Genomic DNA, 25,342 nt, shown 5'->3' on the forward strand with positions numbered 1-25,342 from the left:
GTTGTCGACAGCCTTTTTGCAATTGTGACCTTCGCTTATTTGTAGCCTTTTGCCACTTCGTCGATCATCTCGGAGACGGAGAGCAGTCCGCCGCCGGAGAGGTACCAGAAGCCCGGATCGAGGTAGACGATGTTGTTGTTCTTGTAGGCGTTGGTCTTCTTGACCAGCTCGTTTTCGATCAGCGCTTTGGCGCCAGCTTGTGCCGAGTCGCCTACGACAGCGCCGCGGTCGACGACGAACAGGTAGTCAGGGTTCTTCTCGGTGATGTACTCGAAGGAGATCTCATCGCCGTGCGTGGAAACTTTGATGTTTTTGTCGACAGCCGGGATGCCCAGCACGTCATGGATGATACCGAAGCGGGAGCCTTCACCATATGCGCTGATCTTGCCTTCGTTCGCCAAGATGATCAGTGCGTTTTTCTTGCTCGCATCCGCTTTGTCTTTCACGCTTTTGATCGTCGCATCGAGCTTGGCGATCTCCGCGTTCACCTCAGACTCTTTGCCGAAGATCTGTCCCAGGCGCTGCATGTTCTCTTTGAAGGATTCCATGTATTTCGTCGTGTCCACCCCGACATACAGCGTCGGCGCGATCTTCGACAGCTCCGGATACGCCTTCTCTTGACGACCGGAGATCAGGATCAGATCCGGTTTCAGCTGGTCGATCTTCTCATAGTCTGGCTCTTGCAGGGTTCCGATGTTTTCATACTTGCTGTCTTTGTACTTTTCCAAGTATTTCGGAACGCTCTTCTGCGCCACGCCCGTCACGTTGACGCCGAGCTTATCCAGCGTGTCCAGCGCACCGAAGTCGAACACGACCACTTTTTGCGGATTTTGCTTCACCGTGGTTTCGCCCAGCTTATGTTTAAAGGTGAACTCTTTGTTCTCTTGTTGTGTTTGCGATCCACCGTTGTTCGAATTTGCGTTGCTCGCATCGTTCGTGCCGCACGCGGTTGCGAAAACGGTAAAGCAAAGCAATAGCGCTGCCCAACTAAATTTCTTCTTCACTCGAATCACTCCATCATCTTTTTTAACTGCTTTTATTGGTATTTGAGCATCCGCCAGAGCGGGACGCCCAAATTATGAATCGAAATACACACAGATTCTGTTGCCGTTGATCGTCTCGATCTGAATGTCCATATCGTAGACTTCTTTTAAAACTTCGGTTGTGATGATCTGCTCGGTCGCGCCTTCTTTGATCACTTTGCCATCCTTCAAGGCGACGATATAGTCCGAATAGCAGGAGGCGAAGTTGATGTCATGGATGACGATGATCACCGTCTTGCCCAACTCATCGACCAGGCGGCGCAACACTTTCATGATCTGCACCGAGTGCCGCATGTCCAAGTTGTTCAGCGGCTCATCGAGCAGGACGTATTCGGTGTTTTGGGCGATGACCATCGCGATGTACGCGCGCTGGTTTTGACCGCCGCTCAGCTGATCCAAATATTTGTCCTGCATCTCCTGCAGCTCCATGTAGGCGATCGCCTCATCGACATACTTCCAATCCTCGGCGGTCAACCTCCCCTGCGAATAGGGGAACCGCCCGAAAGAGACGAGCTCTCTGACGGTGAGCCGCACGCTCATCTGATTCGATTGCTTGAGGATCGAGATCTGCTTGGCGAGGTCTTCGCTCTTGCACGTGCTGATCTCCTTGCCCTCGATCAACACTTCCCCCGCATCTTTTTTCAGCAGTCGGCTGATCATCGAAAGCAGCGTGCTCTTGCCAGCTCCGTTGGGCCCGATAAACGATGTGATCTTGCCCTTCTCAATGCGAAGCGACACATCCTCGATCACATTTTTGCTGCCGTACTTTTTGGATAGATGCTTGACTTCGATCATGATTTATTCTCCCTCAGCAGAAGATATAGGAAGTAAATACCGCCGACAAGATTGATGATCACGCTCACCGTCGTGGTGAAGCTGAAGACGCGCTCCACGATCAGCTGCCCTCCGACCAGCGCGATGATGCTGATCAGGATCGCTCCTGGAATCAGGTAGGCATGGCGGTACGTCTTCATGAACTGGTACGCCACGTTCGCCACAAGCAAGCCCAAGAATGTCAGCGGTCCGACCAGAGCGGTCGCGACCGAAATCAGTGCCGCGATGATCACCAGCAGCTGTTTGACCACAGCGTCATACGGAACGCCCAAGTTCACCGCATGCCCTTTGCCGAGCGAGATCGCGTCCATATACTTGTGCAGCCGCATGTAGTAGAGCCCGACTGCGATCGCCACGATGTAGCAGATCACCGTCAGCTGCCCTTGCACGCTGTTAAAGCTGGCAAACATTCTGCCCTGCAGCACGAGAAACTCGCTCGGGTCGATCAGAAGCTGTAAGAACGTGGTCATGCTGCCCAGCAGGGTGCCCAAGATGATCCCGACCAAGAGCAGAAAGTAGAGGTGGTTCCCCTCCCGCCGGAACATCACCCAGTACAGCAGCAGCGCGAACACCATCATCAGCGCGAGCGTCAACATGAAGTTCAGGTTGCTGTCGACCAGCAGTTTGTTGGTCGATCCGAAGACATACACGACGGCCGTCTGGATCAGCATGTACATCGAGTCCAACCCGATGATGTTCGGCGTCAAGATGCGGTTGTTGGTAACCGTCTGAAAGATGACCGTCGAGAAGGCGATGCACACGCCTGTCAGCACGATCGCCGCTATCTTCCAGGCTCTGCGCTCCAGGGAGTATCCCCAGTTGCTCCCCAAGCCGATAAACAGGAACAGGAGGATCAGCAGCAGTGCGAAGAGCGAGAGCACTACGATCTTTGTTCTAAGCTTCATATGCCCTTCTCCTCATCAGCAAGTAAAGGAAAATCCCGCTTCCCAGCACCCCGACGGTCAGGCCGATCGGCACTTCATACGGGTAGATGACCACCCGTCCCAAAACGTCGCAGGCCAGCACGAACACAGCCCCGAGCACCGCCGTGTGTGGAAGGTTTTTCTTCAGGTTGTCCCCTTGGTACATCGTGACGATGTTCGGAATGATCAGCCCCAGGAAGGGGATCGTCCCGACTGTCAGCATCACGACAGAGGAGACGAGCGCCACGATCACCAGACCCAGGTTGACAACCCGCTTGTAGTTAAGCCCCAGATTGACCGCAAACTCTTCGCCCATCCCGGCGATCGTAAAGCGGTTGGCATAGAGATAAGCCAAGATGACCGCCGGAATGCTCACATATAACAGCTCATAGCGACCTTTCATCGTCAGCGCGAAGTTGCCTTGCAACCAGGCGGACAGACTTTGAATCAGGTCGTACTTATACGCATAGAAGGTGGAAAAAGATGTGATGATGTTCCCGAACATCAACCCGACCAGCGGGATGAAGATCGCATCTTTGTACTTCACCTTGTCTAAGATCTTCATAAAAACGAACGTGCCGAGCAGCGCGAACACAAACGCGACGAGCATCTTTTGCATCGGAGTCGCGTTGGTGAACAGGAGCAGCGAGACGAGAATCCCCAGTCTGGCCGAGTCGTCCGTCCCGCCTGTCGTCGGCGAGACGAACTTGTTTCTGCTCAGCTGCTGCATGATCAGGCCGACGATCCCCATGCTGACGCCGGCGATGATGATGCTGACCAGACGTGGAATTCGGCTGATCATCAGCACTTCCAGCTGATCCTCATTCAAGCTGAACAGATCGAGCGGACTGATATCCTTAACCCCGATGAAGACGGAGGCGATCGAGAGTACGATGAGCGCGATGACCAAATATCTCAGTTTCATCTGTATGTTCTCAACTACGCTTGGTCGATGACGGTCAACAGCTGTTCAGCCGGAATTCTCGACTTCGCCGCCGGCACTTTTGCCGAATAGCCAACATGGAGGTTGCCGATGATCCGCTCGCCAGGACCTACGCCGAGCGCCGCGCGAAACTCCGGTGCGGAGAGCATCGGATACGTCTCCCAGACCATTCCGATCTGATGCTCCCAAGCGAGCAGGCTGAAGTTGTGGATGATGCAGCTGGTCGAAGCGTAATCCTCTTCGCGCACAGCCGGGTTGGGGTTCTCACTCATGACGACCGCTACGAACAGCGGAATCGACATGAAGCGGTTGTACAGCCGCTCGCCCACTTCCTGTTTTTTCTCCGGGTCGCGCTCGCGGCTTTCAGCGCCAGTTCGCACCGCATCTGCCAGCCGTTTGCGCCCTTCGCCATGAACGAGCACGAAACGCCACGGTTGCGTCATTCTGTGATTCGGCACCCACACTGCCGTATCGAGCAGTTCCTTCACCAGTTCGATCGAGACAGGACGGTCTTCGAACAGATGGACAGAACGTCTTTCTTTGATCAACTGAGCAAGCTCCATTTTGCAAATCCCCCTGTATAGATCGCACACGCCGACGCGTGTTACGGATCGAAAATGAGAATCATTATCACTTCAACCATTTTTTCATGAAACGCCCGCTTCAGGAATGGACGTTTCTTTTTTTCATATGGACTTTCCTTTACCGCCGGTAGCTGATCAGATGATCGACAAGCTGATCGACCAGCCCTTCATAAAACGCGGCGTTGTAGAGGAGCATCTCTTCATGCCGCAGGAAGATGCAGCGCTTTTCACGCCGATTGCGCTTTCGCTGCAACCACTCCTCCTCCAGCTTGATGCACTCCTCGTCTGACAGCGACTCCGGCACCAGAAACAGGATGTTCTCACAATCCAAAGCGGCCACTTCATCCAGCAGCGCAACATCCAAAAAGCTGATCTCATGAGCGGTGGCCGGAGGGGTTACCCACAGCTCGTCATAAAAAAGGTCGCTGACCTTGATCCGGCGGAGGCCGTAGACGCGAAAGAACGGCTCGAAGACGCTGACCACCAGAAACGGCAGACTGCCGAGCAGCTGGCGAACGTGCGTGCGCGCGTTTTCCACCTTCAGCTGAAAATTGGCCAGCCAGCGCTCCGCAACGCTCGTCAGCTGAACCGCGCGGCTGATCTCAAGCAATCGCGCTTTCCACGGATACCCTTTCCATCTGATCATCAGGACGGGCGCGATCTGTGACAGCGTCCGGTGCAATTCCTCAGAGACCGGCGGTGTGAGGATCAGGTCGGGCCGACATTGCTCGACCTGTTTGACATATTGATCGAGGTCTGGCTCTTCATACCATCCTCGGTGCAGTTCCAAGACGGGCGCGATGCCGAGCACCGATAGATCGCCGCGAAAGACCGGGCCTAAGATCGCCACTCGCGCCTTGGCGCTCGCCGCATAGTCGGTCGGCGACAGGCCCATATGCTTTTTGAACAGCCTGCTGAAGTACAGCTCGTCCGGGTAGCCGACCGAGTGCGCCACTTCTTTGATCGAAGCCGGGCTGTTCGCAAGCGTGCGCAGCGACTCATTCAGCCTCACCATCGTGATAAACTTGAGCGGGCTCAACCCGGTATAGCGCTTAAACGCCTGATAGAAGCGTGCAGAGCTCGCACCTGACAGGCGGGCGATCTCCTCGATGTCGATCTCCGCTCCGCAATGCTCCAGCATGTTTCGACTGACCTGCACCACATATTCGATCAGGTCGTCATCTGCGCTCCGCGGCTGCTCAAGAAACGCAGCAAACTCTGCCATCAGCGCATACAGATGCGACTGGACGAGATAGTGATGTGCGATCTCCTGTCGGGAATCATCGTTCAAAAAGTCGCGCACCCAGTAGTGAACGCGCGGCATGCGGAAATGGTACAGCCGCAGCTCCTTGCCGCCTGCGAGCGCCGCATCTGTCCAATTGAAACGGCCTTGCTGTCTCCCCTGCCAGGCAAAGCGGATCAACAGCACACGAGAGGAGTGTTTTTCCGCATTGTGCAGGGTGCACAGACAGTTTGGCGGGATCAGAAAAACCTCGCCGTACGCCACCTTCCCTGCCCGTCGGTCGTTCACCGCTTCCAGCGTGACTTTGACCGAACCTTTTAGCACGAAGCCGAACATCGAGTGCTCGCCAGTTGGAAGCTCCAGACTGTGGCGGCTTTCGAGCTTATATTTCTGCGCATCCATGTAGTGAAGTGAAAGCTCTTGGAACGACTGAAGCGATACCATTTTACAACTCACCCTTTTCCCATACAGTCGAGTACGGTCGATATGCACATACTAGTTGATAATGATTATCAACGTCAACTACACTTCTTTCCATCTGCCCTGACTGGTCGAGTGAACCAACCAGCAGGATGCAGCAGCGTGCCGCGCTCAGCGACCAAGTTTCAAAACAATTGACACTGATAATCATTATCAATAAAATGAACCTCATAAGTCAATCTTTTGGAGGTATCGACCGATGTTTGTTGAGACATTGACCATCGTGGTGAACGAAGGGTTTTCCGATCAAGTGGTAGCTCGCTTCAGCAAAGAGGGCGCAGTAGAAAAATCGAACGGTTTTCTCGATCTGAGCGTGCTGGTAAAAAAGGCGAGCAAAGGGGAAGAAGAAGTGATCGTGCTGATCCGCTGGGAATCGAAGGCGCACTGGAAGGAGTGGGAGATGAGCGACGCGCACATTCAAGGGCACAAGCGGTCGCGCGAACAGGGACGTCCCGAGTACATCCTGCGCTCCCACAGCAGCGTGTATGAGGTAAAGGCGATCAAGACGGCGTAGCGATCTCGCTTACACACTTGGCAAGCGAACTCGATCGGGGCGAGATGCGGTTAAGTTTTCACATAAAAAGATCGCCAGACGTGTTGACCTCGCTGGTGATCTTTTTTAGAATCAACTATTGCCAAAATTATCATTTTGTGGTATATTTTTCATTAGAAAATAGTTAATAAAAATTAACCGTATGGAGGTTACCTAATGAAAAAAATAGTAACAACAATCGCGTTTGCAGTTGCACTGACAACCTCAGTTACACCCACAATGGCTGCTCATGATACCCTAGTCTCGGTGGCAGAACCAGACGGAATGGAAGTCGGAATCTTTTCATTCACGGTGAGCAAGTATGGAGCAAGAGGGGCAAACTTCAGCGCTTCTTGGGGCGGGGGCAACGGCTATTATGCAAACACACTGCACTATTGGGACGGTAATAGCACGAGTAGAGTTGGATACATGACTTCGGATAATTGGTCTTACTACTATAACTCACCAGGTACATATTATCCTAAATTGGTGGTTAATTCTGGCGGTTTCAGCGATTCTGCGACAACCGGAAAGATTGTTTACGAATAAAATTCCTACAAGACAAGGAGTCTATCTGACTCCTTGTTAACCTATTTCCACCAATAGATAGGAGCGACATACATGTTTAAATATATCTTAGCAACCGCAAAATCCTCCTCTCTATTCGTGACTTCCGTACTTTTGCTTGCGTTGCTACTTACAACCGTACCCTCAGCTCTTAGTAGCATGCAATCATCCAAACTGGCAACCAATGAGTCAATCGCCCAGTTTGGCCGAGGAAGTTACGATCTGCTGGTTCGCCCCGACTCTGCTCGAACCGAGATTGAGAAATCAAAAAACATTGTGGAAGAAAACTTTCTAACTGGTGGCAAAGGCGGCATCTCTCTCGAACAATATCATGCGATCAAGGTATTAGCTGATGTAGAATATGCTGCTCCAGTCTCTGTTCTAGGTTTTTTCACAAACGATACGGGCGGATCTGTGGTTGATCTCCCCAAGCCTGCTGATGGCGTCAAGACTACTTCGATTCGCATCTCTGCTGAGACAGGCTTGGCGAGTGAATACAACGTTGCTCAAGATACAAATGTGATGAGCTTTCCATTTCAGGACTTTCCGATTTTGCCAAGCCGCAGTTTGGAGTTTCGACACGTTGATCAGCACTACCAAGTTAACCTTACATTACCGGCAATTTATAACCTCATCGTGGCAGTCGATCCTGAGCAAGAAGAGTTGATCACGGGGAAACAGTTAAACATTTTCCCCAGTCTACCGCTAAACATTTCTGGTTCGCGTGAAGCAACAGAAGTCGATTCAAAGAATATCACCCAAATTCCCTTATTGATCAATGAAGACATCAAAGTTCCACTAAAAGTAGTCCTAGAAGAGCGTAGCCCTCAAGGGTCTGCGCAAATTTGGCGGCAAAAGGCAGAGCAAGTGTACGATTTACAAAAGGATGGCGGGCCATTTTTTGCCGAGGCACTGAAAACGCCGACCGATAAGAGTACCCACTATGATCTCACCCCATTCCTCGACCCTTTCCAAGTCAAGAAGCTTGTACTCGAAAATGACGGAAAAGTTCGTGTTGGGTCTGGTGGTCTCAGTTCAATGTTACTCAGTTCGGTTTATTATCAGACAGATCGACTGCATTACGCTCCCTCCACCGATTTGTCGTCTGATCTGGAACTGATCCCCAGCGAAAAAAGCGGTACAACTTACTATCGTCCACTTGTCCGTGACGGCTTAGCAGAAGACCACGTACAAAAGAATATCTCTCTGTATAAGTTTAGTATCGTCGGCAAGTACAAAGGAGAACAGGTTGGTAATGACCCGTTAAATCCGAGTCCGTTAGGGATCTACACCTTTTCTCCTGTCCGTCAGATTATCGACAGGAATGGCGAACAGGTGAACAACCTGCTCACCAAAGACATCACTCCGGACACTTTTTTGCCGATTCAAGCAAGCGCGCTTACTAACCTAGAAGCAGCAGAATATTTAAAAGGTGATACTCCGATCGATGCCATACGGGTGCGCGTTTCGGGCATCGAAAAGTATGACGAGCACGCAGAAGCCAAGATACTTCAGGTCGCTGAACAAATTCAAAAAACAACTGGATTGCACACAGATGTTATCGCCGGTGCTTCCAAGCAAAACGTTCGCGTTTCCATTCCAGCAGTTGGTGACCGTCCCGCAGTCGGGGTTGTTCAAGAAGTATGGACGACGCTTGGAATTGCAACTCAGATTAAAGAAGCGGTCAACCAGCTTTCGATTTGGGTGACAGTTGCAATGGCCATCATTACGATTCTCTACTCGACCGTACACACTCAGACGCTGTTTTTGTTGAGAAAAAAAGAGTTTACAATCCTACAAGCTATCGGCTGGAGCATGCGTGATATTTCTAAAATGCTCATGCTTGAGTGGGTGATAAAGGCCGGTGCTGGCTTCTTGCTTTCATTGGTGCTGATGGCTATTTTGAGCGCATTTATCGAGTTCCCCTCCTTTTGGCTGATCTGCATTGGTGTACAGCTCCTGATCGCCGGGCTTCTTCTCCTCACCGTATTCCTCACAGTAAAACGGATGGAAGAGAGTGAACTAAAACTTGGAAAGGATGCGGAGTGGAAGCAAAATAAGACTCAACTTCACTCGATCTTGGGCATCTCTTGGGGGAATTTTAAAGGGCAATTCAAATACAATGCTTGGAATATCCTGTTGATTGCTATATCAGGGGCGGTGGCTCTTTTCACGTTCAATCTAGTTCTGGCAAGCAATCAAAACATTGGTACGACCTTCCTTGGCTCAGCTGTAAACGCAGCGAGCAATGCGTCGCAATGGCTGATCATCTTTGCTTCGATGTCGATGGTCGTGTATGGGCTCTTTGAAGCCAGCCGCGCTCTGGTCGCCAAGCGAGATCGAGAGATCTACATCTTGCGCGTGATCGGTTGGAGCGTCTCGCATATTACCAAGCTGATCGTCAATGAACTGCTTCTCGTTTTTGGCATTGGCTGTTCTTTGGCACTCCTCATTGGATTTGGATCATTTCGCATATTGTTTGACAAGTTTCCGGTTACACCCCTTTTGCAAACAGGGGCATTGCTCGGAGGGGTTTTATTGCTACTGATCGTCGCTTTATCAAATCTGAGAAGACGTGCCCAACAACTCCACTAGTTTAAATCGTCACCAAGGAGGAGAACGATGGAAAAAACGATCATTCATGCAGAGCAGATCAGCAAGTCCTATCAAATCGCTGAACGGGAGATCACCGTCCTCCAAGACATTTCCTTCGAGATTGAAGAAGGCTCAATGGTCGCTTTGCTCGGGCCTTCCGGTTCTGGGAAAACAACTTTGCTCAACATACTTGGGCTGATCACCGAACCAACTACAGGTAACCTGCGATTGAGCGAATACGACATCGCGGGAAAAAAGCTCGACCGCAACAAATTACGCCGATCTCTGATCGGGTATATCTTCCAACAATTTCATTTGTTGCCTCAATTTAATGCATTGCAGAATGTTTGTCTGCCATTGGTACCAGAAAGGCAATCAAATGTAGAGGTGCGCGCAGCTGAGTTGCTTGAGCGTGTCGGTCTCGATCATAGGCTCACTCACCTGCCATCCGAATTATCAGGTGGCGAACAACAACGGGTTGCGATTGCACGTGCACTAATCGGACGTCCGAAAATTCTCCTATGTGATGAACCAACTGGAAACCTCGATACAGGAACTAGAGACTCGATTCTCGAACTGCTCTCGAAACTGAAAGAGGAAGGGCTGTCGATTATTATCGCGACTCATGATGTCGAAGTCGCCAACCGCTGCAACTACACGTTGGTCATTCGTGACGGACATCTGATCAGGGAGGACAAGGATTAAACGTAGTTGTAGAGGGCAAAATGCTCATACCTCATTCTGATCCGCTCCCCCCCACACGAAAACCTTTCTCAAAACAACCAGACCCTCGCGAGCGATCGCGAGGGTCCACCTATCTCTCACCTCTGATTTAACAAATTTCATCACTAAAAACGTTCGCACATCGTCCGGCCGCGTCGCGCAGCGTTGTCAAAATCGATCATGTTCGCGTCCCTCCCACTTTCGCTTGCGGAACAGCTTGGTGAGGGTCATCGCTTTGTCGAGCGTGGGGACGACCAAGCCGAGCCCCTTCCACCCGAGCAGGCCGCCTGTCAGATTTTTTACCCGATACCCGTTCTCTTGCAGGAACAGGCAAGCGTAATGAGCTCGATACCCGGCGGTGCAATAGACGATATACTCTTGGTCTTTCGATAGCTCGCCCATTCGATGGGGCAAGTCTTTCATCCCGATCCAGATCGCGCCCGGCAACCGCCCCTTCTCAAGCTCCCACTCCTCGCGAACATCGAGCAGTTCAATCGATCGGTCGCCCGCCTCTACTTTTCTGCGCAGTTCTTTCGGGCTGATCTCCTGCACTTTTTCCTCCGCGGCTGCACGGCGATCCGACCGCTTGAGGTAGGCGGTCTCCACAATCTCATAGCTGTCCAAAAAGGGGATTTTGCTCATCACATCGCGTGCGAGCTCTTCCGCCTCCTCTTTTGTTTTCGTCACGCCCAACGCGAGCCAGTCGCTCGACCGCTTCAGCCTTGCATGGACGACATAGCAGTTCTGCATGCAGTCTTTGCACACGCTCTTCCCCATCTCAAGCTCAAACGGAACCCCGCTTTGCTCCCGACCGCACGCATCACAGGTGAACATCACTGCATTCTCCACCACCACTCACCTCGTTCGCAAACTTTTATACCACCCAGGATTTCTATACCATCAGGAAGAGAAGCGCGAGATAGAGGAACGCAGGCACCCATTTCAGGCGCTGTACGCTCTGTCCCTTTTGCAACGCGCTGCTCATCTTGCCCAGAACTGCGCCCAGCAGAAGCAGGAGTCCCAGCACGGCGACGATCCACCAAACTGCCGGTCTGGTGGTCACCGCGAGCCAGATGCCGCTGATCAGCGTGACCAAGAGCGCGAAATGGCCGACGCGATGCAGGAGCGGGCGCGGAAAGAGCGGAAATGCGAGATACACAGACAGCAAGACGGCTCCCGCGATGTGCAGCATCAGAGCGATCGTCATCGGCGAGCACTCCGCCAGATCCAATATTCTGCCAGCGACAGGTTGATCACGATGCTTCCGTACACGCCGAAGACGTAAGCGTCGCGGTAGTCGAGATCGAAGATCGCATGGAGCAGATAGGCGATCAGATGGACGAAAAAGTTGGTGAAACAGATCACGAAGCTTCTGATCATCCAGTTTCGGTGTTTGCGCAGATTTTTGCGGAGAATGTGAAGAACTGCCATAAAGGTGCTCGCCAGCCACGCGAGCTCAAGCAGATTGAACACCATGCTGGTGACCTTGCCGCCCGTTGCGGTCGGCGCCATGTAGCCAGATGTGACGACGGTGCCGAGAACGGCGATGCAGTAGAGCAGGCCGAGCGACCTGTGGAGCCGCTTTCGATGTGGTGTCAGGAAGTTGAGCGCCCCGGTGAGCAAGGCGATGCTGGCAAAGATCGTATGGATGCGCATGACGAGCAACCACGCGTCTGAGTTTTTGGGGAGCTTGTCTTTGTGCGCGAGGAACTGCGTCGCCTCCGGATCGAGGATGAAATTGACGGTAAACGTATAGAGCAAGAACAGGAAGATCGCAAACAACAGCCATTTTGATCGCATGAGATCTCGAACTCCTTCATTCGTTGTCGCTTTACAGTGTAAGACAAAACTCTCACAAAACGATCAACAACGACAAACAGTTCGCTCACAAGTGGTACACTACCCCTAACAGAGGTGATGGTGATGAAAACGATCCTCGTGGTGGACGACGACCCCACGATCGTCGATTTGATGAAAGATTTTTTGGAGCTGGAAGGCTTTCATGTGGAGGGCGTGTCAAGCGCAGACGCGGCCAGCGCGGTGCTTGAGCAGGTCGAGGTGGACTGCCTGCTGCTCGACATCATGATGCCGGGGACGAGCGGGCTCGACCTTTGCAGACAGGTGCGCAAGGTGAGCGATGTTCCGATCCTGTTCCTCAGCGCGCGCAGTGAGGATGCTGATAAAATACTCGGGCTCGGCTTGGGCGGCGATGATTATATTGTCAAAACGGCGTCGCCAGCTGAGGTGGTCGCCCGTGTGAAAGCGGTCCTGCGCCGATCGGCCCGACAGGAACGGCAGGCGGAGGCGCGGGAGAACGCGCTCGATTTTGGCAGGTTCGTGCTCGATCTGCAAGCTCGCGACCTCTTTGTGGAGGGGCGACAGGTGACGTTAACGCCCCGCGAGTTCGATCTGCTCAGCTTGTTTGCCCAACACCCGCGACAGGTGTTCACATATGAGCACTTGCTGGAGAAGTTCTGGCAACAGGTCGGCGATAAACACACGGTGACCGTCCATGTCGGGCGCATTCGCGACAAAATTGAACCTGATCCGAGCAAGCCGCAGTTTTTGCGCAACGTTTGGGGTGTCGGGTATCGGTTTGAGGGGGTGAGCCGATGAAGAGGTTGCGGAGCAGGTGGTGGATGGTCTGGGGCCTCCTGTTTGGGCTGCTGATCGTCGGCGGCGCCTATTTTGCATTGCATGAGTTGGTCGGGAAGACGCTGACCGTCTTTCTGGCGTTCGTGCTCGCCTTGCACCTCGTCGGCTGGCTGCTCACAAAGTCTGTCGTTCGCCCGTTGGAAGCGCTGAGCGCGGCTGCGCATCGGGTCGCCCAGGGGGAGTTGGAGTTCTCCATCCCCGATTCGACAGTCAAAGAGGTGGCAGACGTTCGCGCCGCCTTTCAGCTGATGGCGAACAGCATCAAATCTTCCTCCGAGCGGGAGGCGCAGCTAGAGTCGGAGCGCCGCTTTTTATTGGGGGCGATCGCACACGATTTGCGGACGCCCCTCTTCGCGTTGCGCGGACATCTGGAGGGCTTGGAGTGCGGCGTGGCAGATTCGCCGGAGAAGCGGGCCAAGTACATCGCGGTCTGCCGGCAGAAAGCGGATCAGCTCGACCGGCTGGTGTCCGATCTCTTTGCGCTTGCCAAGCTCGACCTGATCGAGCAGCCGATCGCTCATGAAGCGGGCGAATGGAATGGGTTGATCGAAGGGGCTGTAGCGGGCATTCAACCGCGGGCGCGTGAGAAAGGGGTGACGCTTGCGATCGAAAGCGCTGCGAAGAGCGTGGAGTTTTCAGGCGACGGACACCTGTTGCTGCGGGCGGTCGACAACCTGCTCGACAACGCGATCCGCCACACGCCAACTGGCGGGCTGATCGAGATAGGCTGGGAGGTTCTGGCCGACGGAAAGATGCAGTTTTGGATCGCCGACAGCGGCCCCGGGTTTGCGGAGGGTGATTGGGAACAGGTCTTCTCGCCGCTCTACCGAAGTGAGCCCTCGCGCAACCGCGAGACGGGCGGGGCCGGACTCGGGCTGTCGATCGCGCGGCGGATCTTCCGCCTGCATGGAGGAGATCTCACCGCTCACAATCGTGAAACGGGCGGCGCCTGCCTGACCGGCGTGCTGCCGGTGAATGGGCGGTCGGGAAGGTGATGAAAACGAGCATTGGGGCACGCGCAACGTTATGAAAGACCTGTGCTTAATAACAATCGAGGCTCCGTTTGCAAAAGATTTGCCAGTTGTGCAGAGGACGAAGATCGCCTGATCAGTTGTCCGATCAGGCGACCTTTGGTTTCCCCTACTTTGAACAGCAAAAAGTTCCTGCTGACTCAGTCGGCAGAAGTTGAGCGATGATCGCCATACCTCCGTGCATATTGATCCTTCACTTCCTCATTTTCCAGATCTTCTGTCCAGTTCAACCAATGCGCACCTACGTCTGATAAGTTCCTCTTCTCAAAAACTTCTCTGTCCACTTTCGCGAACCGACCGAAATCGCGCTTGTAAATCCCGATCTTCTGGTGCAGAGAATCCCAATACTCCTCTGTGTCCTCCGACCGATCCGGCGAGTTCGTAAAAACCCAAGTTTCCCGCAGTTTGGAGTCGACCTCCAGCTTGTACATGTCAACGAGATTGGTGAAAAAGCTGGTACTGCCTCGCAAATCGGGATCACCGTGATAGCGAAAGTATCCATCTATACTTCCTATTTCAATTCTTGCACTGGTGAGTGCCGAAGAGATGGCGAGCAGAGCGTTGGCCACATCCTGCGGAGATCTCTTTTCCCAGCCTTCGAGAATAAGCACTGCCTGCTGTTCAGCTGTCTCGAAGTAGGAGACCGCGTTCGCCAGATGCTTCGTGTATTCTTCCTCATGTTGGGATTGCCTGCGGTCGTCCACATACCAGATCGCGCCCGCTCCGATGAGCAGAAGCAAGCTCACCACCCACACGTTCCGTTTTTTCATGCTGTGCACCTTCTCTCTTCTGCCATCTTGCGCATCGCGCGCATACAACGCCTCCGCCCTTGCTCAAGTCATGCTCTGCCCGCTCACCTGGCGTCGCTGTCGCTCCCTGTTGACCACCACGAGCAGGAAGGTCAATCCGAAGCACACCTGCACGCTTCCGATCAACAGCGGCACATATTCCAATCCGAACAGCGAGATGATCGCCCCGGTGAGGAAGGCGCCCACCTGCAGCGCGGACAGGCTGATCGTGTTCCACAGCCCAAACACGCGACCTCTCGCCTCTTCCGGAATCTCCGTTTGCATCGTCGTGCGCTCATAAGGAGCGGTAAATGCGGAGGCGGCAGCAAACAGCACGAGGCAGATCACACCTTCGTAGATGTTGCCCGAGAATCCGAACAAGATCCAGGCGACACCGATCAAAGCGTACATGTAGCCGTAGCGGCTCGTCTTCTTGAAGAAAAACTTGCGGTTGGCCATCCAGTATCCCAGATAGGCGGAGACGGCCCCTTCTGCCACATACAGAACGCTCATGCCCCAATTGCCGATCTTGTACACGCCGGACGAGTATGCCTCGATCATCAGATTGTACGAACCGATCACCAGACCTCCTGAGAGCCCTGACATCAGGACGAGCAAAATCCACCTGTTGCCAAACGCCACTTTCAGCCCGGTCGTCAACTCCTCTTTAAAATTCTTGCTCACCTGCACACGCTTGCTCGTCGACCACTTCTCCCGGCCGATCAGCCAGGCGGACAACAGATAGGCGACTGACGCGAAGATCCAGTTCACCTCTTGGCCGAAGATGGTGAGCAATAGCCCCCCTAACGACGCGCCTAAAAGACGCACTACGCTGGTGATCGTATAGCTGAGCGAGTTGGCGACGACAAGATCGTCTCTCGCCACCAAGTCTGGGATGACCGCCTGTTTCGCCGAGGCGTTAAAAGACGCAAAAATACCTGTCGCAAACCGCAGGATCAAGAACAGGCCGATCGCGTACATCTCCGGCAGGAAGGGCACGACGATAAAGCCGAGAAACGTGACAGCGCGCAGAACCTCTACCACGATCAGACCCCTTTGCAGCTCCCAGCGATCGACCCAGACCCCGACGACCACCGAAAACAGGAGCGGAGCAAGTCCGCTGACCGCCCACAAAGTTCCCAAAGCGAAGCCGCTGTCGGTGATCTGGTTCAAAAGGACCAACATGGCGATGAACGAACTCCAGCTGGCCATGCTGGTGATGATCGTCGAATATTGCAAATGCTTAAAAGCGGGGTACTTCCTCCAAATCCGCATTACCTCTCGTTGCTTACCGTTCTTCGTCATCAGGGGCATCTCCTCTCACTAAGCCGGATGTACAAAAACATCAACAACACCGTGCCGCACACAGCAAATTTGAACGGAGCGATCGGTTGCCCGTCCCTCGCCTGCGGTCATCCTGTCCATCTCCTCGCGCGTTTCGCACAAAACGTCTGATCGAGAGGAGAAATAAATTAAAATAACTCGGATACGAATCCTCATAATTCACAAATAGAAAATATTTCACATGAGAAAATATTACACATCAATTCTACACTTGTCTATATTTTGTGCAATTTTTATTTCAGATCAGAGTTGTTACCTGCCCACTGCGCAGCACATCAGCCCCTTATTACAGGCGTTTTCACTCGCTGATCGCAAGAGCATCCGTATCATTCGTTACGCATCTGTGTATATCGATCCGCACAGCTCCTCGCAAAAGGAAGAGCCCCTCGCGCTCTCGCAAGGGGCTCTTGGTGGATAGGGGGGTCAGGTGCTGATCTATCGCCGCTGCCCACTCTCTCGATTCGACGTGTACACCCATGTTGCACGCGATGCGGGAGGTAGAACAATGGGAGCAGACGAGCGAAGATCATCCCCCCCTCCGCTCACACCTCGCGAAGATAAAGCCGCTCACCTGCTCCCGCTCCCAGCAGGGCGGGCAACTGCGCCACCTGCTGAAAACCCATTCGCTCAAAAAAGGGAGCTGTTCCCTCTGCCGAAAAGAGAAACAGGCGGCGCAGCGCCGCATCGCGCTCCGCATAGTACGCGCTCATGTCGGACAACAGCGCTCGAAACAGCTCCGAACCCAGCCCTTGCTGTCGGCGCGAGGCGATGATCCGCATGCCCGTCACCTGCGCCACCCCGAGCCGAATCCCTTCGCGCGGGCCCCATGTGGCAAGGCCGAGCAGAAAACCGCTCTCCTCGATCAACAGCGCGCGATCCACCTGCAGGTGCAACAGCGCATAGCGCTCCGCCTCCCCGATGTGCGGGCTCAGATGCTGTAAATAGTCTCGGATCAGAATTGACCTGTCCTGCTCTTCTGCCAATCGAATCGATCGAACCACGATCAAACTTCCTCCCGTCCCCAAACAGAGTTTCACTACACCGAACATATCTCGTCGAGTATAACCGATTCCTCAAAAGGATAACGAGCGGTATTTTTGCTCTGCCATAAAAAAACCCTGCCCGAATCTCGGACAGGGTGGTGAACCATCTCGTTTTACAGCATCTTCGCGAGGATCGCCGATGCTTGATCGAGCGCCTCTTGCAACTTCGAAACATCTTTGCCGCCCGCCTGTGCCAGCTCCGGGCGACCGCCGCCGCCACCGCCGGTGATCGCAGCGACCTCTTTGACGATCTTGCCCGCCTGAATGCCGCGTGCGTTCAAATCCTTGGTGACCGCGACGACAAACGACACTTTGTCCCCTTGTGCCGCTCCGAGCACGATGACGCCAGACTCGATGCGGTTTTTCATGTCGTCGGCAATGTTGCGCAGGCCGTCCATGTCCACACCGTCAAGCTTGACTGCCAAGAACGGCACGCCGGACACTTCGGTCAGTTGGTTCAACAGGTTGGACACTTCACCTGCTGCCAGCTTGCCCTTCAGGCTTTCGATCTCTTTGCTCAGCTCTTTGATGTTCGCCTGCAGGTTGTCGATCCGGCTCGGCAGATCGTTGACGTTGGCGCGGAGCTTGCCAGCCGCCTCTTGGAGCAACCGCTCTTGATCGACGACAAACTCATACGCACCTTTGCCTGTCACCGCCTCGACGCGGCGGATGCCCGCCCCGATCGAAGACTCGGAGACCAGTTTGAACAGGCCGATCTCGCCGGTTGAGGCAACGTGACAGCCACCGCACAGCTCCACCGAGTAATCGCCCGCTTTGACCACGCGGACGATGTCGCCATATTTCTCCCCGAACAGCGCCATCGCACCCAGCTTTTTCGCATCGTCGATCTGCATTTCGTTGATCTCGACCGCTTCGTTCGCCCAGATCTGCTCGTTGACTTTGCGCTCCACCTCAGCCATCTCCTCCGGCGTCATCCCCGACAAGTGCGAGAAGTCGAAGCGCAGGCGATCCGGTCCGACCAGCGATCCAGCCTGGGCGACATGCTCGCCGAGCACTTCGCGCAGCGCCTTGTGCAACAGGTGCGTCGCCGTATGGTTGCGGGTGATGCTCACGCGGCGCTCATAGTCGATCGACGCCTCGACGGTCGAAAGCGCAGCCACCGTTCCGGACATAACTTTCGCTTTGTGCAGGTTGTATCCGTTCGGCGCTTTCTGCACGTCGGTGACTTGCACGATCGCCGACTCGCCGACGGTGATCAGCCCGATGTCTGCCACCTGACCGCCCGACTCTGCGTAAAACGGCGTTTGGTCGAGGAACAGCTCGATCTCGTCCCCCTCGTGCGCCTCGGTGACGATGTTGCCCTCTTTGATCAGCGCCAACACCTGTGCACCTGCTGCCGTCTCGCGATAGCCGACAAAGTCGGAGCTGATCTTCAGCTCGTCATAGAGGCTGGTCTGCACCGCCATCGATGCCACATCTTTGCGAGCTGCGCGCGCGCGCTCCCGCTGTTCGTTCAATGCGCTTTCAAAACCTTCGCGGTCGATGCTGATCCCCTGCTCGGCGCAGATATCTTCCGTCAGGTCGATCGGGAAGCCGTATGTGTCGTACAGGCGGAACGCCTCTTCGCCCGGCAGGACCGACTTGCCTTCCTCCTTCACGCGCTTGAGGACATCGGCGAGCAGATTTTCCCCATCTGCGAGCGTGACGTGGAAGCGCTCCTCTTCCGCCTTGACGACGCGCTCGATAAACTCGCGCTTCTCCACCACTTCCGGATAGTGATCGCCCATGATCTCGCCCACCAGCGAGACGAGGGTGTACATGAACGGCTTTTCGATCCCGAGCACTTTGCCGCAGCGAACCGCGCGGCGCAGCAGGCGGCGGATGACATAGCCGCGACCTTCGTTGGACGGCAGCGCGCCATCGCCGATGGAGAAGGTCACCGTGCGCAGATGGTCGGCGATCACTTTAAACGCGACGTCCCACTCCGCCTTTTCCCGATATGGCTTGCCAGCGAGGCGCGCCGTCTCCTGGATGATCGGCTGGAACAGGTCGGTGTCAAAGTTGGTCTCCACCCCTTGCAGGATCAGGCAGAGGCGCTCAAGGCCGGAGCCGGTATCGATGTTTTTCTTCGGCAGCTCGGTGTAGGAACCGTCTGCGTTGTGGTTGAACTGTGTGAACACGAGGTTCCAAAACTCAAGGTAGCGCTCGCCATCATGGTTGTCCGGATGGAACACATCATCCTTGCCCATCTCCGGCTTCAGGTCATAGAAGAGCTCAGAGCAGGGGCCGCACGGACCTTCGCCGATCTCCCAGAAGTTGTCCTCTTCGGTGCGCGCGATGCGCTCAGCAGGCAGGCCGATCTCATTCGTCCAATAGCCGAACGCTTCGTCATCTTTGGTGTGCACCGTCACATAGATGCGGTTTTTGTCAAAGCCGAGCGCCTCTGTAGCAAACTCCCATGCCCAGTGAATCGCCTCTTTTTTGAAATAGTCGCCGATCGAAAAGTTGCCGAGCATCTCAAACATCGTCTGATGTCTTGCCGTCTTGCCCACATTTTCGATGTCGTTGGTGCGGATGCACTTTTGCGAGTTGGTCAGGCGCGGATTTTTCGGAATCTCGCTGCCGTCAAAATACTTTTTCAGCGGCGCCATCCCCGCGTTGATCCAGAGCAAAGACGGGTCGTTGTACGGCACCAGCGAAGCGCTCGGCACGACCTCATGCCCTTTTGATTCAAAGAATTGGAGCCAGCGTTTGCGAATTTCGGACGACTTCATTCTGATTTCCCTCCTAAGTTGGTGACAGACAGAGTGTTGTTGACAGACAGAGTAAAGAGCAATAAAAAAAGCCTTTCATCCCCAAAACAGGGACGAAAGGCGTTGTGCACTCTCGCGGTACCACCCTGATTACCGATCGCAACAGCATGATCGGTCACCTCAGATGTGCGCTAACGGACACAAGCCGGCAGGTTTTGCCTGCGCTCAGAAAGCAGCGTTCGGGCACTCCTCACTGAAGAATCCTCGCAGCCCATGGGATTCTCTCTCTGCCAGCGGAACTTGCCGTACTTTTCTTTCCTCTTCGCGTTGATTGCTTTTTTGCTTCGGTCTCTATTATAGAAGCAGGAAGCCATTTCGTAAAGAGCGACCGTTTGACCGTTTATGTTCATCTTTCCCAATCGGGGAAAATTACATGCCTCCTAGTCAAATTTTCCCCCTTTTGAAACATTTACAACACAACATACGTCCTATATAATGTGGGCATATTGCACCATGATAGTTTTTTCAGAATATTATATGATATAAACACCAACAAGAATAAGTAACATTTTTATCTATCAATTTCTTTCTTACCGATCCGATGTTCGGGGAAGGAACCGTTGCAGGACAAGCGGTTGACGAAAAGAGGTGGGGACTCGCTGGCTCTATTTTCGTTATAGAATTCAGACACTTTTAAAGTAAACTAGCTTCCCTTTTAGTTCTTAGCCTTGTCACCGCTTGTGAATTATGATATATTCTTGTTGATGACAGTGTTATTTTTCTATTTCAATGATTTGAAGTAGTGATTAACTACGTCTCTTGTCCTAGGACAACAAGGAGGAATTCAACCATGAAGAAAACGCTCGCAATCCTCAGCTTGGCTATCGCTTTGGCAGCGATCGCGACTCCCTATGTCATCATCCGCGGTGACAGCATGGTCGCAGCGAAACATGTCATCATCCGTGGTGACAGCATTCAAAATGAAGTGATCATCCGTGGTGATGATCTGGTAGCAGCGGTCGCACCGAGAGTGATCATCCGCGGTGACGCTGCAAGCGCCTAACCCCACTTTTAAACAAAAACCATCTGACACCTGTCAGATGGTTTTTTCGCGTCCTGTCCGCATCGCTGCATCGCTGCATCGCTGACGCTTGAAAAGCAAAAAAGAGCCGGTCCGGTCACATCTGTGCACCCAGGATCAGCTCTTTTACTTAAAACTCAATGAGCCCCAAAGAGATCATGAGAGACTCGTTCACTCTTGCCATCAGCTCATCATCAAGATGAGTGATCTTATCGGTCAACCGCTGTTTATCGATCGTGCGGACCTGTTCCAACAAAATGACGGAGTCGCGATCCAAACCGTAAGTTTTGGCGTCTATTTCCACATGGGTAGGCAGCTTCGCCTTCTCGATCTGCGCGGTAATCGCAGCGACAATCACCGTGGGGCTAAATCGATTGCCGATGTCGTTCTGTATGATGAGGACTGGTCGAAACCCGCCCTGCTCCGATCCTACGACGGGCGATAAATCAGCAAAATAGATGTCGCCGCGCTTCACATTCACCGACTACACCCCGCTAACTAAACGGTCTAGAGTTGTCTCCGCCTCTTCCTCCGCCAAAAACGCTTCTGATGCGATGTTAAGGTTAATCTTCGCCATCTCCAGATAACCTTTTTGCAAAGACTCCCGAATATAGCGCTTCTTTCTCTCTTGCAGGTACAAATTCATAGCTTCGCGAATGAACTCGCTGCGGTTCAGGTTCTCCTTCTCCACAATGCCGTCCACTTCCTGCAACAGATGATTTGGTACACTAACCATAATGCGTTTGGTGTTGGACAAAACGCGGCACCTCCAAGCAACAATACAGTCCCTTTTCTCAAGACACCCACCACGTATTATACCCATCTTAGCCTCAGTATGTCAAAGCTGATCAGGTTTCATACCAGTATTGACCAGAGGTGGCAACATCACATCGTGCGGATCTGGATCGTCTTGCCGCGCTGTTGATAGAGCCGCGGAACCCTGCGCCCCAGCGCACAGCAGACCTCATAGGAGATCGTGCCGATCTTCTCCGCCACCTCATCGAGCGAGATCTCATCATCGCCCTGCTTGCCGTACAGCACAACCTCATCGCCAGACGCAACCCCCTCGACACCTGTCACGTCGAGCATCAGCTGATCCATGCAAACCCGTCCGATCACCGGGACGCGCACCCCGCGCACCAGCGCTTCCCCTCTGTTCGACAGGAGGCGAGAGTAGCCATCCGCGTAGCCGACCGGCACGGTGGCGATCAGGGAAGGCACTTTCGTTTCAAACGTAGCGCCATAAGAGATCTTGGTGCCCGCTGGCACCTCTTTCAACTGTACCACCTGCGACACAAAGCGCAGGACGTGCTTCAGCTCCACCCCTTTGGGAATCTCCTGTGACGGGTAGTAGCCGTACAGGGAGAGACCGAGGCGGACCAGGTTGCCCGGCGCATCGCCATACTGCAAAATGCCCGCACTATTTGATATATGCCGATACGGGATATTCAGACCCGCTTGCTGCAAACGTTGCTGAAGCTCTGCAAAGCGATCGATCTGCTCTTCCGCATAGGGGGAGTCCAATTCATCCGATGTAGCGAAGTGAGTGTACACCCCTTCGAGCAAGATGCCAGGCATGTCCATCGCCCGCTGTGCAAAATCTACCGCTTCGTCAAGGTCGGTAAGCCCGAGACGCCCCATGCCCGTGTCGACCTTCAGATGAACCTTGGCCCGCCGTCCTCTTCTGAGCGCCGCCTCGTTGAGCGCGCTGAGCAGCTCGGAGGTGAAGACCGTCTGGGTCAACCCGTAGGCGACGACCGCATCGGCGCAGTCGTTCGGTGTGTAGCCCAAGATCAGGATCGGTGCTGTGATGCCCGCTTCACGAAGTTCGATTCCTTCGTCGGCCGCCGCTACTCCTAGGTATTCGACTCCATGTTGCAATGCGATCTCCGCCACCTGCAACGCGCCGTGTCCATAGCCATTCGCCTTGACCACCGCCATCATCTTGGTTCCTGCGGGGAGGATCTCTTTGATCGCCCGCGCGTTGTCCGCAATCGCGTCCAGGTCAATTTCCGCCCATGTCGGCCGTACAAACATCTGCTCCACTCGTGATTCACCGTCCTACTTGGATCTGTTACTCTGTTTGATGTTATCTGTAAGTTTTCGACAGTTTGTTGTGGATACCTGCTGCAAAAATGGGGTGCCGTGTAGGAGCGACACCCCATTTTGTTCGTATGCTGCGTTTATTTTCCTACCGTACCGATCATCGATTGGGCGACGCGCACCATCTCGGCAACCGGAAGCTTGCCGGTCAAAGAAAATTCAACATTGTTGTGAAACCAGTGCATCGAACGCGTCTGGCCCCCCTCTACTTCGGAAAGCACAGCGGTGGTTCCCCAGAGGTCGACGATCTCTCCATCGCGCAGCACCGAGTCTTGCGCCGCCGGGCGCTGTTCGATGATCGTGAACGGATCGTTGCCAGCGAAGCGCAGCATCACGCTGTTTTGCGTCTCTTGCGTCTCCAGCATCTTCACGCCTTCCGGAAGATAGCGCGGCTCGATGATGCCAAAATCTTTTGCGCCTGCCATGACCGGCTTCGCATCGGCCGGTGCGAGCGCCATCGCCGCATCGGCAGTAAAGTTTTCTTTCTTCAAGTTTACCCCAGTGGTGAACGAATCAAAATCGACGGAGAGCACCGATTTATCGTTTTTGTCGAAGAGGGCGACTTGCATCGGATACAAGTTCTTTTCGTTCAGGATCACCTGCTGCGTTGCGACGAGCGGATTTTCCGGCTCCATCTTCATCCTGAACGACATCTTCCCTTCTGCCGCATCATAGGTGAGCGATTTGCTCTTCAAGATGCGGTCGATCGCCGCATGATAAAGGTAGATATGGCCCTGGTTTTCCGCCCAGTCCCCTTTAAAGCGAAAGCTTTTTTTCAGCTGTGGCGATACGACAAAAATGCCGTCATCATTTTTGACGATCACCTGGGTGATGTCTTTCGGGTCGTTGCCCAGCGCGATGCGGTAATAGTTCGGTGCCATATACCAAGTTTCGATATAGTACTTCTGCTGGCTGTTATGCGCCGAGACGGTCATCGTCGCTTTCGACTCATAGCTTTTCAAACTTTCTTTAAAACTTGTCAGATCTTTCATCACCGTCTCTTGATCCTTCTTCCCGCAACCGACCAGAGCGAGACTGAGTACCAGCACGGTGACGAGAACGAGATACACAGAATTCTTGATCCTCAATTCTCTCTCCCCCTTACCATTTTCGACAGGAGGATATTTCCTGTCGCAATTCCCCGGGAAATATCATGAGGGAGCGATGCTCCCTCCGCACTGGTACATGTCTATTCTCGTCCGACTGGCTTTATGTACGAGTTTTTTCGAGGATCACCTGTGCGATCGCGTATTGCTCGCTGTGCGAGATGGACAGATGAATCTGCGTCACGCCGAGCGCCTCTGCCACTTCGGCCGCATGTCCGCTCAAGGATAAAGTCGGCGCACCAGACGGGCTGCTGGTGATGATCAGATCGTGCAGGCCCACTTTGCCGAGGCCTGTGCCGAGCGCTTTTGCCCCCGCCTCTTTGGCGGCAAAGCGCCCAGCAAGATACTCGACCTGACGCTTTGGTGAACTGAACGAGCGGCGCTCATCCGGCGCCAGAATTCGCCGCCACGCCTTGTCTCCCAGCCGCGCAAGCAAACCTTCGATCCGCGCGAGCTCCGTGATGTCGATGCCCGTCCCGACGATCATGCTTCCGGCTTCGGGACGACGGCGACGGTGCACCGGGAAGCGCAGACCAGCTTGCCCGCCTCATCTGTGATCTTGATCTCCCAGACCATCGTGGTGCGCCCTCTGTGCAGCGGCGTTCCGACCGCGGTGACAATCCCCTCGCGCTTGGGGCGGATGTGGTTCGCATTGATCTCCAGACCGAAGCAGATCTGGGAGCTCTGGTCGATCAGGTTCCACGTGCCGACGCTTGCAACCGTCTCGGCGAGCGCGACAGATGCCCCGCCGTGCAGATAGCCTAAAGGTTGGTGTGTCGCCGGCTGTACCGGCATGATAGCCGTCACCCGCTCTGCGGTCAGCTCGGTGAGCTCGATGCCAAGCGCGTCCATCAGCGTTTGCGGATGTGCGGTGTCCTTCGTCTTTTCGGTCATGTTGGAGATACCTCCTCAGAATGGATGTGTTGTCTCTACTATACACGAGAAAAAAGCACCGTGGCGGATCGGTGCTTCAAACGGGGAGCGATGCGCTTTGGTTCGACAATCATTTT

At 53.9% G+C, this 25,342-nt stretch carries 26 protein-coding genes; 7 read left to right on the top strand and 19 right to left on the bottom strand.

Going from position 1 to position 25,342, the window contains the following annotated elements; genetic code table 11:
- Positions 1-35 precede the first annotated feature (35 nt).
- The 6 genes from ACFSOY_RS19040 to ACFSOY_RS19065 form a co-directional block, all read right to left on the bottom strand.
- Positions 36-1,004: a siderophore ABC transporter substrate-binding protein gene (locus ACFSOY_RS19040; protein WP_386049394.1), complete on the bottom strand. Its 969-nt coding sequence runs from the start codon at positions 1,002-1,004 to the stop codon at positions 36-38.
- Positions 1,005-1,076: 72 nt separating this feature from the next.
- Entirely contained in the window at positions 1,077-1,838 is a 762-nt protein-coding gene (locus tag ACFSOY_RS19045) for an iron ABC transporter ATP-binding protein (protein ID WP_386049395.1), read from the bottom strand.
- The gene (locus tag ACFSOY_RS19050; RefSeq protein ID WP_386049397.1) at positions 1,835-2,782 is read right to left on the bottom strand and encodes an iron chelate uptake ABC transporter family permease subunit; all 948 of its coding nucleotides are present in this window, start codon (positions 2,780-2,782) and stop codon (positions 1,835-1,837) included. The genes ACFSOY_RS19045 and ACFSOY_RS19050 overlap by 4 nt, the downstream gene beginning before the upstream one ends.
- The gene (locus ACFSOY_RS19055) at positions 2,772-3,725 is read right to left on the bottom strand and encodes an ABC transporter permease (protein WP_386049399.1); all 954 of its coding nucleotides are present in this window, start codon (positions 3,723-3,725) and stop codon (positions 2,772-2,774) included. The genes ACFSOY_RS19050 and ACFSOY_RS19055 overlap by 11 nt, the downstream gene beginning before the upstream one ends.
- A 14-nt stretch (positions 3,726-3,739) precedes the next feature.
- Complete coding sequence (locus ACFSOY_RS19060; protein ID WP_386049401.1) at positions 3,740-4,306, bottom strand: nitroreductase family protein; 567 nt, start codon at positions 4,304-4,306, stop codon at positions 3,740-3,742.
- Between the two features lie 139 nt (positions 4,307-4,445).
- Positions 4,446-6,014 (bottom strand): helix-turn-helix domain-containing protein, encoded by a 1,569-nt coding sequence (locus tag ACFSOY_RS19065; protein WP_386049403.1) that lies wholly within the window; start codon positions 6,012-6,014, stop codon positions 4,446-4,448.
- 235 nt (positions 6,015-6,249) lie between these two features.
- Here ACFSOY_RS19065 and ACFSOY_RS19070 point away from each other — a divergent pair, with 235 nt between their 5' ends.
- The 4 genes from ACFSOY_RS19070 (at position 6,250) to ACFSOY_RS19085 (ending at position 10,449) form a co-directional block, all read left to right on the top strand.
- Entirely contained in the window at positions 6,250-6,564 is a 315-nt protein-coding gene (locus ACFSOY_RS19070) for an antibiotic biosynthesis monooxygenase (RefSeq protein ID WP_386049405.1), read from the top strand.
- A 195-nt stretch (positions 6,565-6,759) separates the two neighbouring features.
- Entirely contained in the window at positions 6,760-7,131 is a 372-nt protein-coding gene (locus ACFSOY_RS19075) for a hypothetical protein (RefSeq protein WP_386049406.1), read from the top strand.
- A 72-nt stretch (positions 7,132-7,203) separates the two neighbouring features.
- Positions 7,204-9,744 carry an FtsX-like permease family protein gene (locus ACFSOY_RS19080; RefSeq protein ID WP_386049407.1) on the top strand — a complete coding sequence of 847 codons (2,541 nt, stop codon included), beginning with the start codon at positions 7,204-7,206 and terminating at the stop codon, positions 9,742-9,744.
- A 27-nt stretch (positions 9,745-9,771) separates the two neighbouring features.
- Positions 9,772-10,449, top strand: coding sequence for an ABC transporter ATP-binding protein (locus ACFSOY_RS19085; RefSeq protein WP_386049409.1), 678 nt, complete (start codon positions 9,772-9,774; stop codon positions 10,447-10,449).
- 186 nt (positions 10,450-10,635) lie between these two features.
- Here the strand turns inward: ACFSOY_RS19085 and ACFSOY_RS19090 are convergent, their stop codons facing one another.
- From ACFSOY_RS19090 to ACFSOY_RS19100, 3 genes are read right to left on the bottom strand one after another with little or no spacing between them, the layout of a single operon-like run.
- Complete coding sequence (locus tag ACFSOY_RS19090; protein WP_386049411.1) at positions 10,636-11,316, bottom strand: rhodanese-like domain-containing protein; 681 nt, start codon at positions 11,314-11,316, stop codon at positions 10,636-10,638.
- A gap of 43 nt (positions 11,317-11,359) precedes the next feature.
- Positions 11,360-11,674 (bottom strand): hypothetical protein, encoded by a 315-nt coding sequence (locus ACFSOY_RS19095; protein ID WP_386049412.1) that lies wholly within the window; start codon positions 11,672-11,674, stop codon positions 11,360-11,362.
- Entirely contained in the window at positions 11,671-12,267 is a 597-nt protein-coding gene (locus tag ACFSOY_RS19100; RefSeq protein WP_386049414.1) for a DUF2306 domain-containing protein, read from the bottom strand. The genes ACFSOY_RS19095 and ACFSOY_RS19100 overlap by 4 nt, the downstream gene beginning before the upstream one ends.
- A gap of 123 nt (positions 12,268-12,390) precedes the next feature.
- Here ACFSOY_RS19100 and ACFSOY_RS19105 point away from each other — a divergent pair, with 123 nt between their 5' ends.
- Positions 12,391-13,083 carry a response regulator transcription factor gene (locus ACFSOY_RS19105; RefSeq protein ID WP_386049415.1) on the top strand — a complete coding sequence of 231 codons (693 nt, stop codon included), beginning with the start codon at positions 12,391-12,393 and terminating at the stop codon, positions 13,081-13,083.
- The gene (locus ACFSOY_RS19110) at positions 13,080-14,117 is read left to right on the top strand and encodes a sensor histidine kinase (RefSeq protein WP_386049417.1); all 1,038 of its coding nucleotides are present in this window, start codon (positions 13,080-13,082) and stop codon (positions 14,115-14,117) included. Before ACFSOY_RS19105 ends, ACFSOY_RS19110 begins: the two co-directional genes overlap by 4 nt.
- 176 nt (positions 14,118-14,293) lie before the next feature.
- On the opposite strand, the gene ACFSOY_RS19115 is transcribed toward ACFSOY_RS19110, so the two are convergent.
- From ACFSOY_RS19115 to alaS, 4 genes are all read right to left on the bottom strand, one after another.
- On the bottom strand, positions 14,294-14,923 hold the full coding sequence (locus tag ACFSOY_RS19115; protein ID WP_386049419.1) for a hypothetical protein: 630 nt from the start codon (positions 14,921-14,923) through the stop codon (positions 14,294-14,296).
- Between the two features lie 63 nt (positions 14,924-14,986).
- Positions 14,987-16,246: an MFS transporter gene (locus tag ACFSOY_RS19120; protein WP_386049421.1), complete on the bottom strand. Its 1,260-nt coding sequence runs from the start codon at positions 16,244-16,246 to the stop codon at positions 14,987-14,989.
- 581 nt (positions 16,247-16,827) lie between these two features.
- Positions 16,828-17,286 carry a GNAT family N-acetyltransferase gene (locus ACFSOY_RS19125; RefSeq protein WP_386049422.1) on the bottom strand — a complete coding sequence of 153 codons (459 nt, stop codon included), beginning with the start codon at positions 17,284-17,286 and terminating at the stop codon, positions 16,828-16,830.
- Between the two features lie 155 nt (positions 17,287-17,441).
- Positions 17,442-20,063 carry an alanine--tRNA ligase gene (gene alaS, locus ACFSOY_RS19130; RefSeq protein ID WP_386049424.1) on the bottom strand — a complete coding sequence of 874 codons (2,622 nt, stop codon included), beginning with the start codon at positions 20,061-20,063 and terminating at the stop codon, positions 17,442-17,444.
- An 829-nt stretch (positions 20,064-20,892) separates the two neighbouring features.
- Between alaS and ACFSOY_RS19135 the strand changes: the two genes are divergently transcribed.
- The gene (locus ACFSOY_RS19135) at positions 20,893-21,105 is read left to right on the top strand and encodes a hypothetical protein (RefSeq protein WP_386049426.1); all 213 of its coding nucleotides are present in this window, start codon (positions 20,893-20,895) and stop codon (positions 21,103-21,105) included.
- Between the two features lie 148 nt (positions 21,106-21,253).
- Here ACFSOY_RS19135 and ACFSOY_RS19140 read toward each other — a convergent pair whose 3' ends face one another.
- From ACFSOY_RS19140 to ACFSOY_RS19165, 6 genes are all read right to left on the bottom strand, one after another.
- Positions 21,254-21,604 (bottom strand): type II toxin-antitoxin system PemK/MazF family toxin, encoded by a 351-nt coding sequence (locus ACFSOY_RS19140; RefSeq protein ID WP_386049427.1) that lies wholly within the window; start codon positions 21,602-21,604, stop codon positions 21,254-21,256.
- 3 nt (positions 21,605-21,607) lie between these two features.
- Positions 21,608-21,859 carry a CopG family ribbon-helix-helix protein gene (locus ACFSOY_RS19145; protein ID WP_087459185.1) on the bottom strand — a complete coding sequence of 84 codons (252 nt, stop codon included), beginning with the start codon at positions 21,857-21,859 and terminating at the stop codon, positions 21,608-21,610.
- Between the two features lie 149 nt (positions 21,860-22,008).
- On the bottom strand, positions 22,009-23,160 hold the full coding sequence (gene alr / locus ACFSOY_RS19150; RefSeq protein WP_386049429.1) for an alanine racemase: 1,152 nt from the start codon (positions 23,158-23,160) through the stop codon (positions 22,009-22,011).
- A 146-nt stretch (positions 23,161-23,306) separates the two neighbouring features.
- Positions 23,307-24,314, bottom strand: a complete 1,008-nt coding sequence (locus ACFSOY_RS19155; RefSeq protein ID WP_386049431.1) for a DUF4367 domain-containing protein — start codon at positions 24,312-24,314, stop codon at positions 23,307-23,309.
- A 121-nt stretch (positions 24,315-24,435) separates the two neighbouring features.
- The gene (acpS, locus tag ACFSOY_RS19160) at positions 24,436-24,819 is read right to left on the bottom strand and encodes a holo-ACP synthase (RefSeq protein ID WP_386049432.1); all 384 of its coding nucleotides are present in this window, start codon (positions 24,817-24,819) and stop codon (positions 24,436-24,438) included.
- Entirely contained in the window at positions 24,816-25,226 is a 411-nt protein-coding gene (locus ACFSOY_RS19165) for a hotdog fold thioesterase (RefSeq protein ID WP_386049433.1), read from the bottom strand. The genes acpS and ACFSOY_RS19165 overlap by 4 nt, the downstream gene beginning before the upstream one ends.
- Positions 25,227-25,342 lie beyond the last annotated feature (116 nt).

The sequence above is a fragment of the Tumebacillus lipolyticus genome (assembly GCF_042682745.1).
Taxonomy (GTDB): Bacteria; Bacillota; Bacilli; order Tumebacillales; family Tumebacillaceae; genus Tumebacillus_A; species Tumebacillus_A lipolyticus.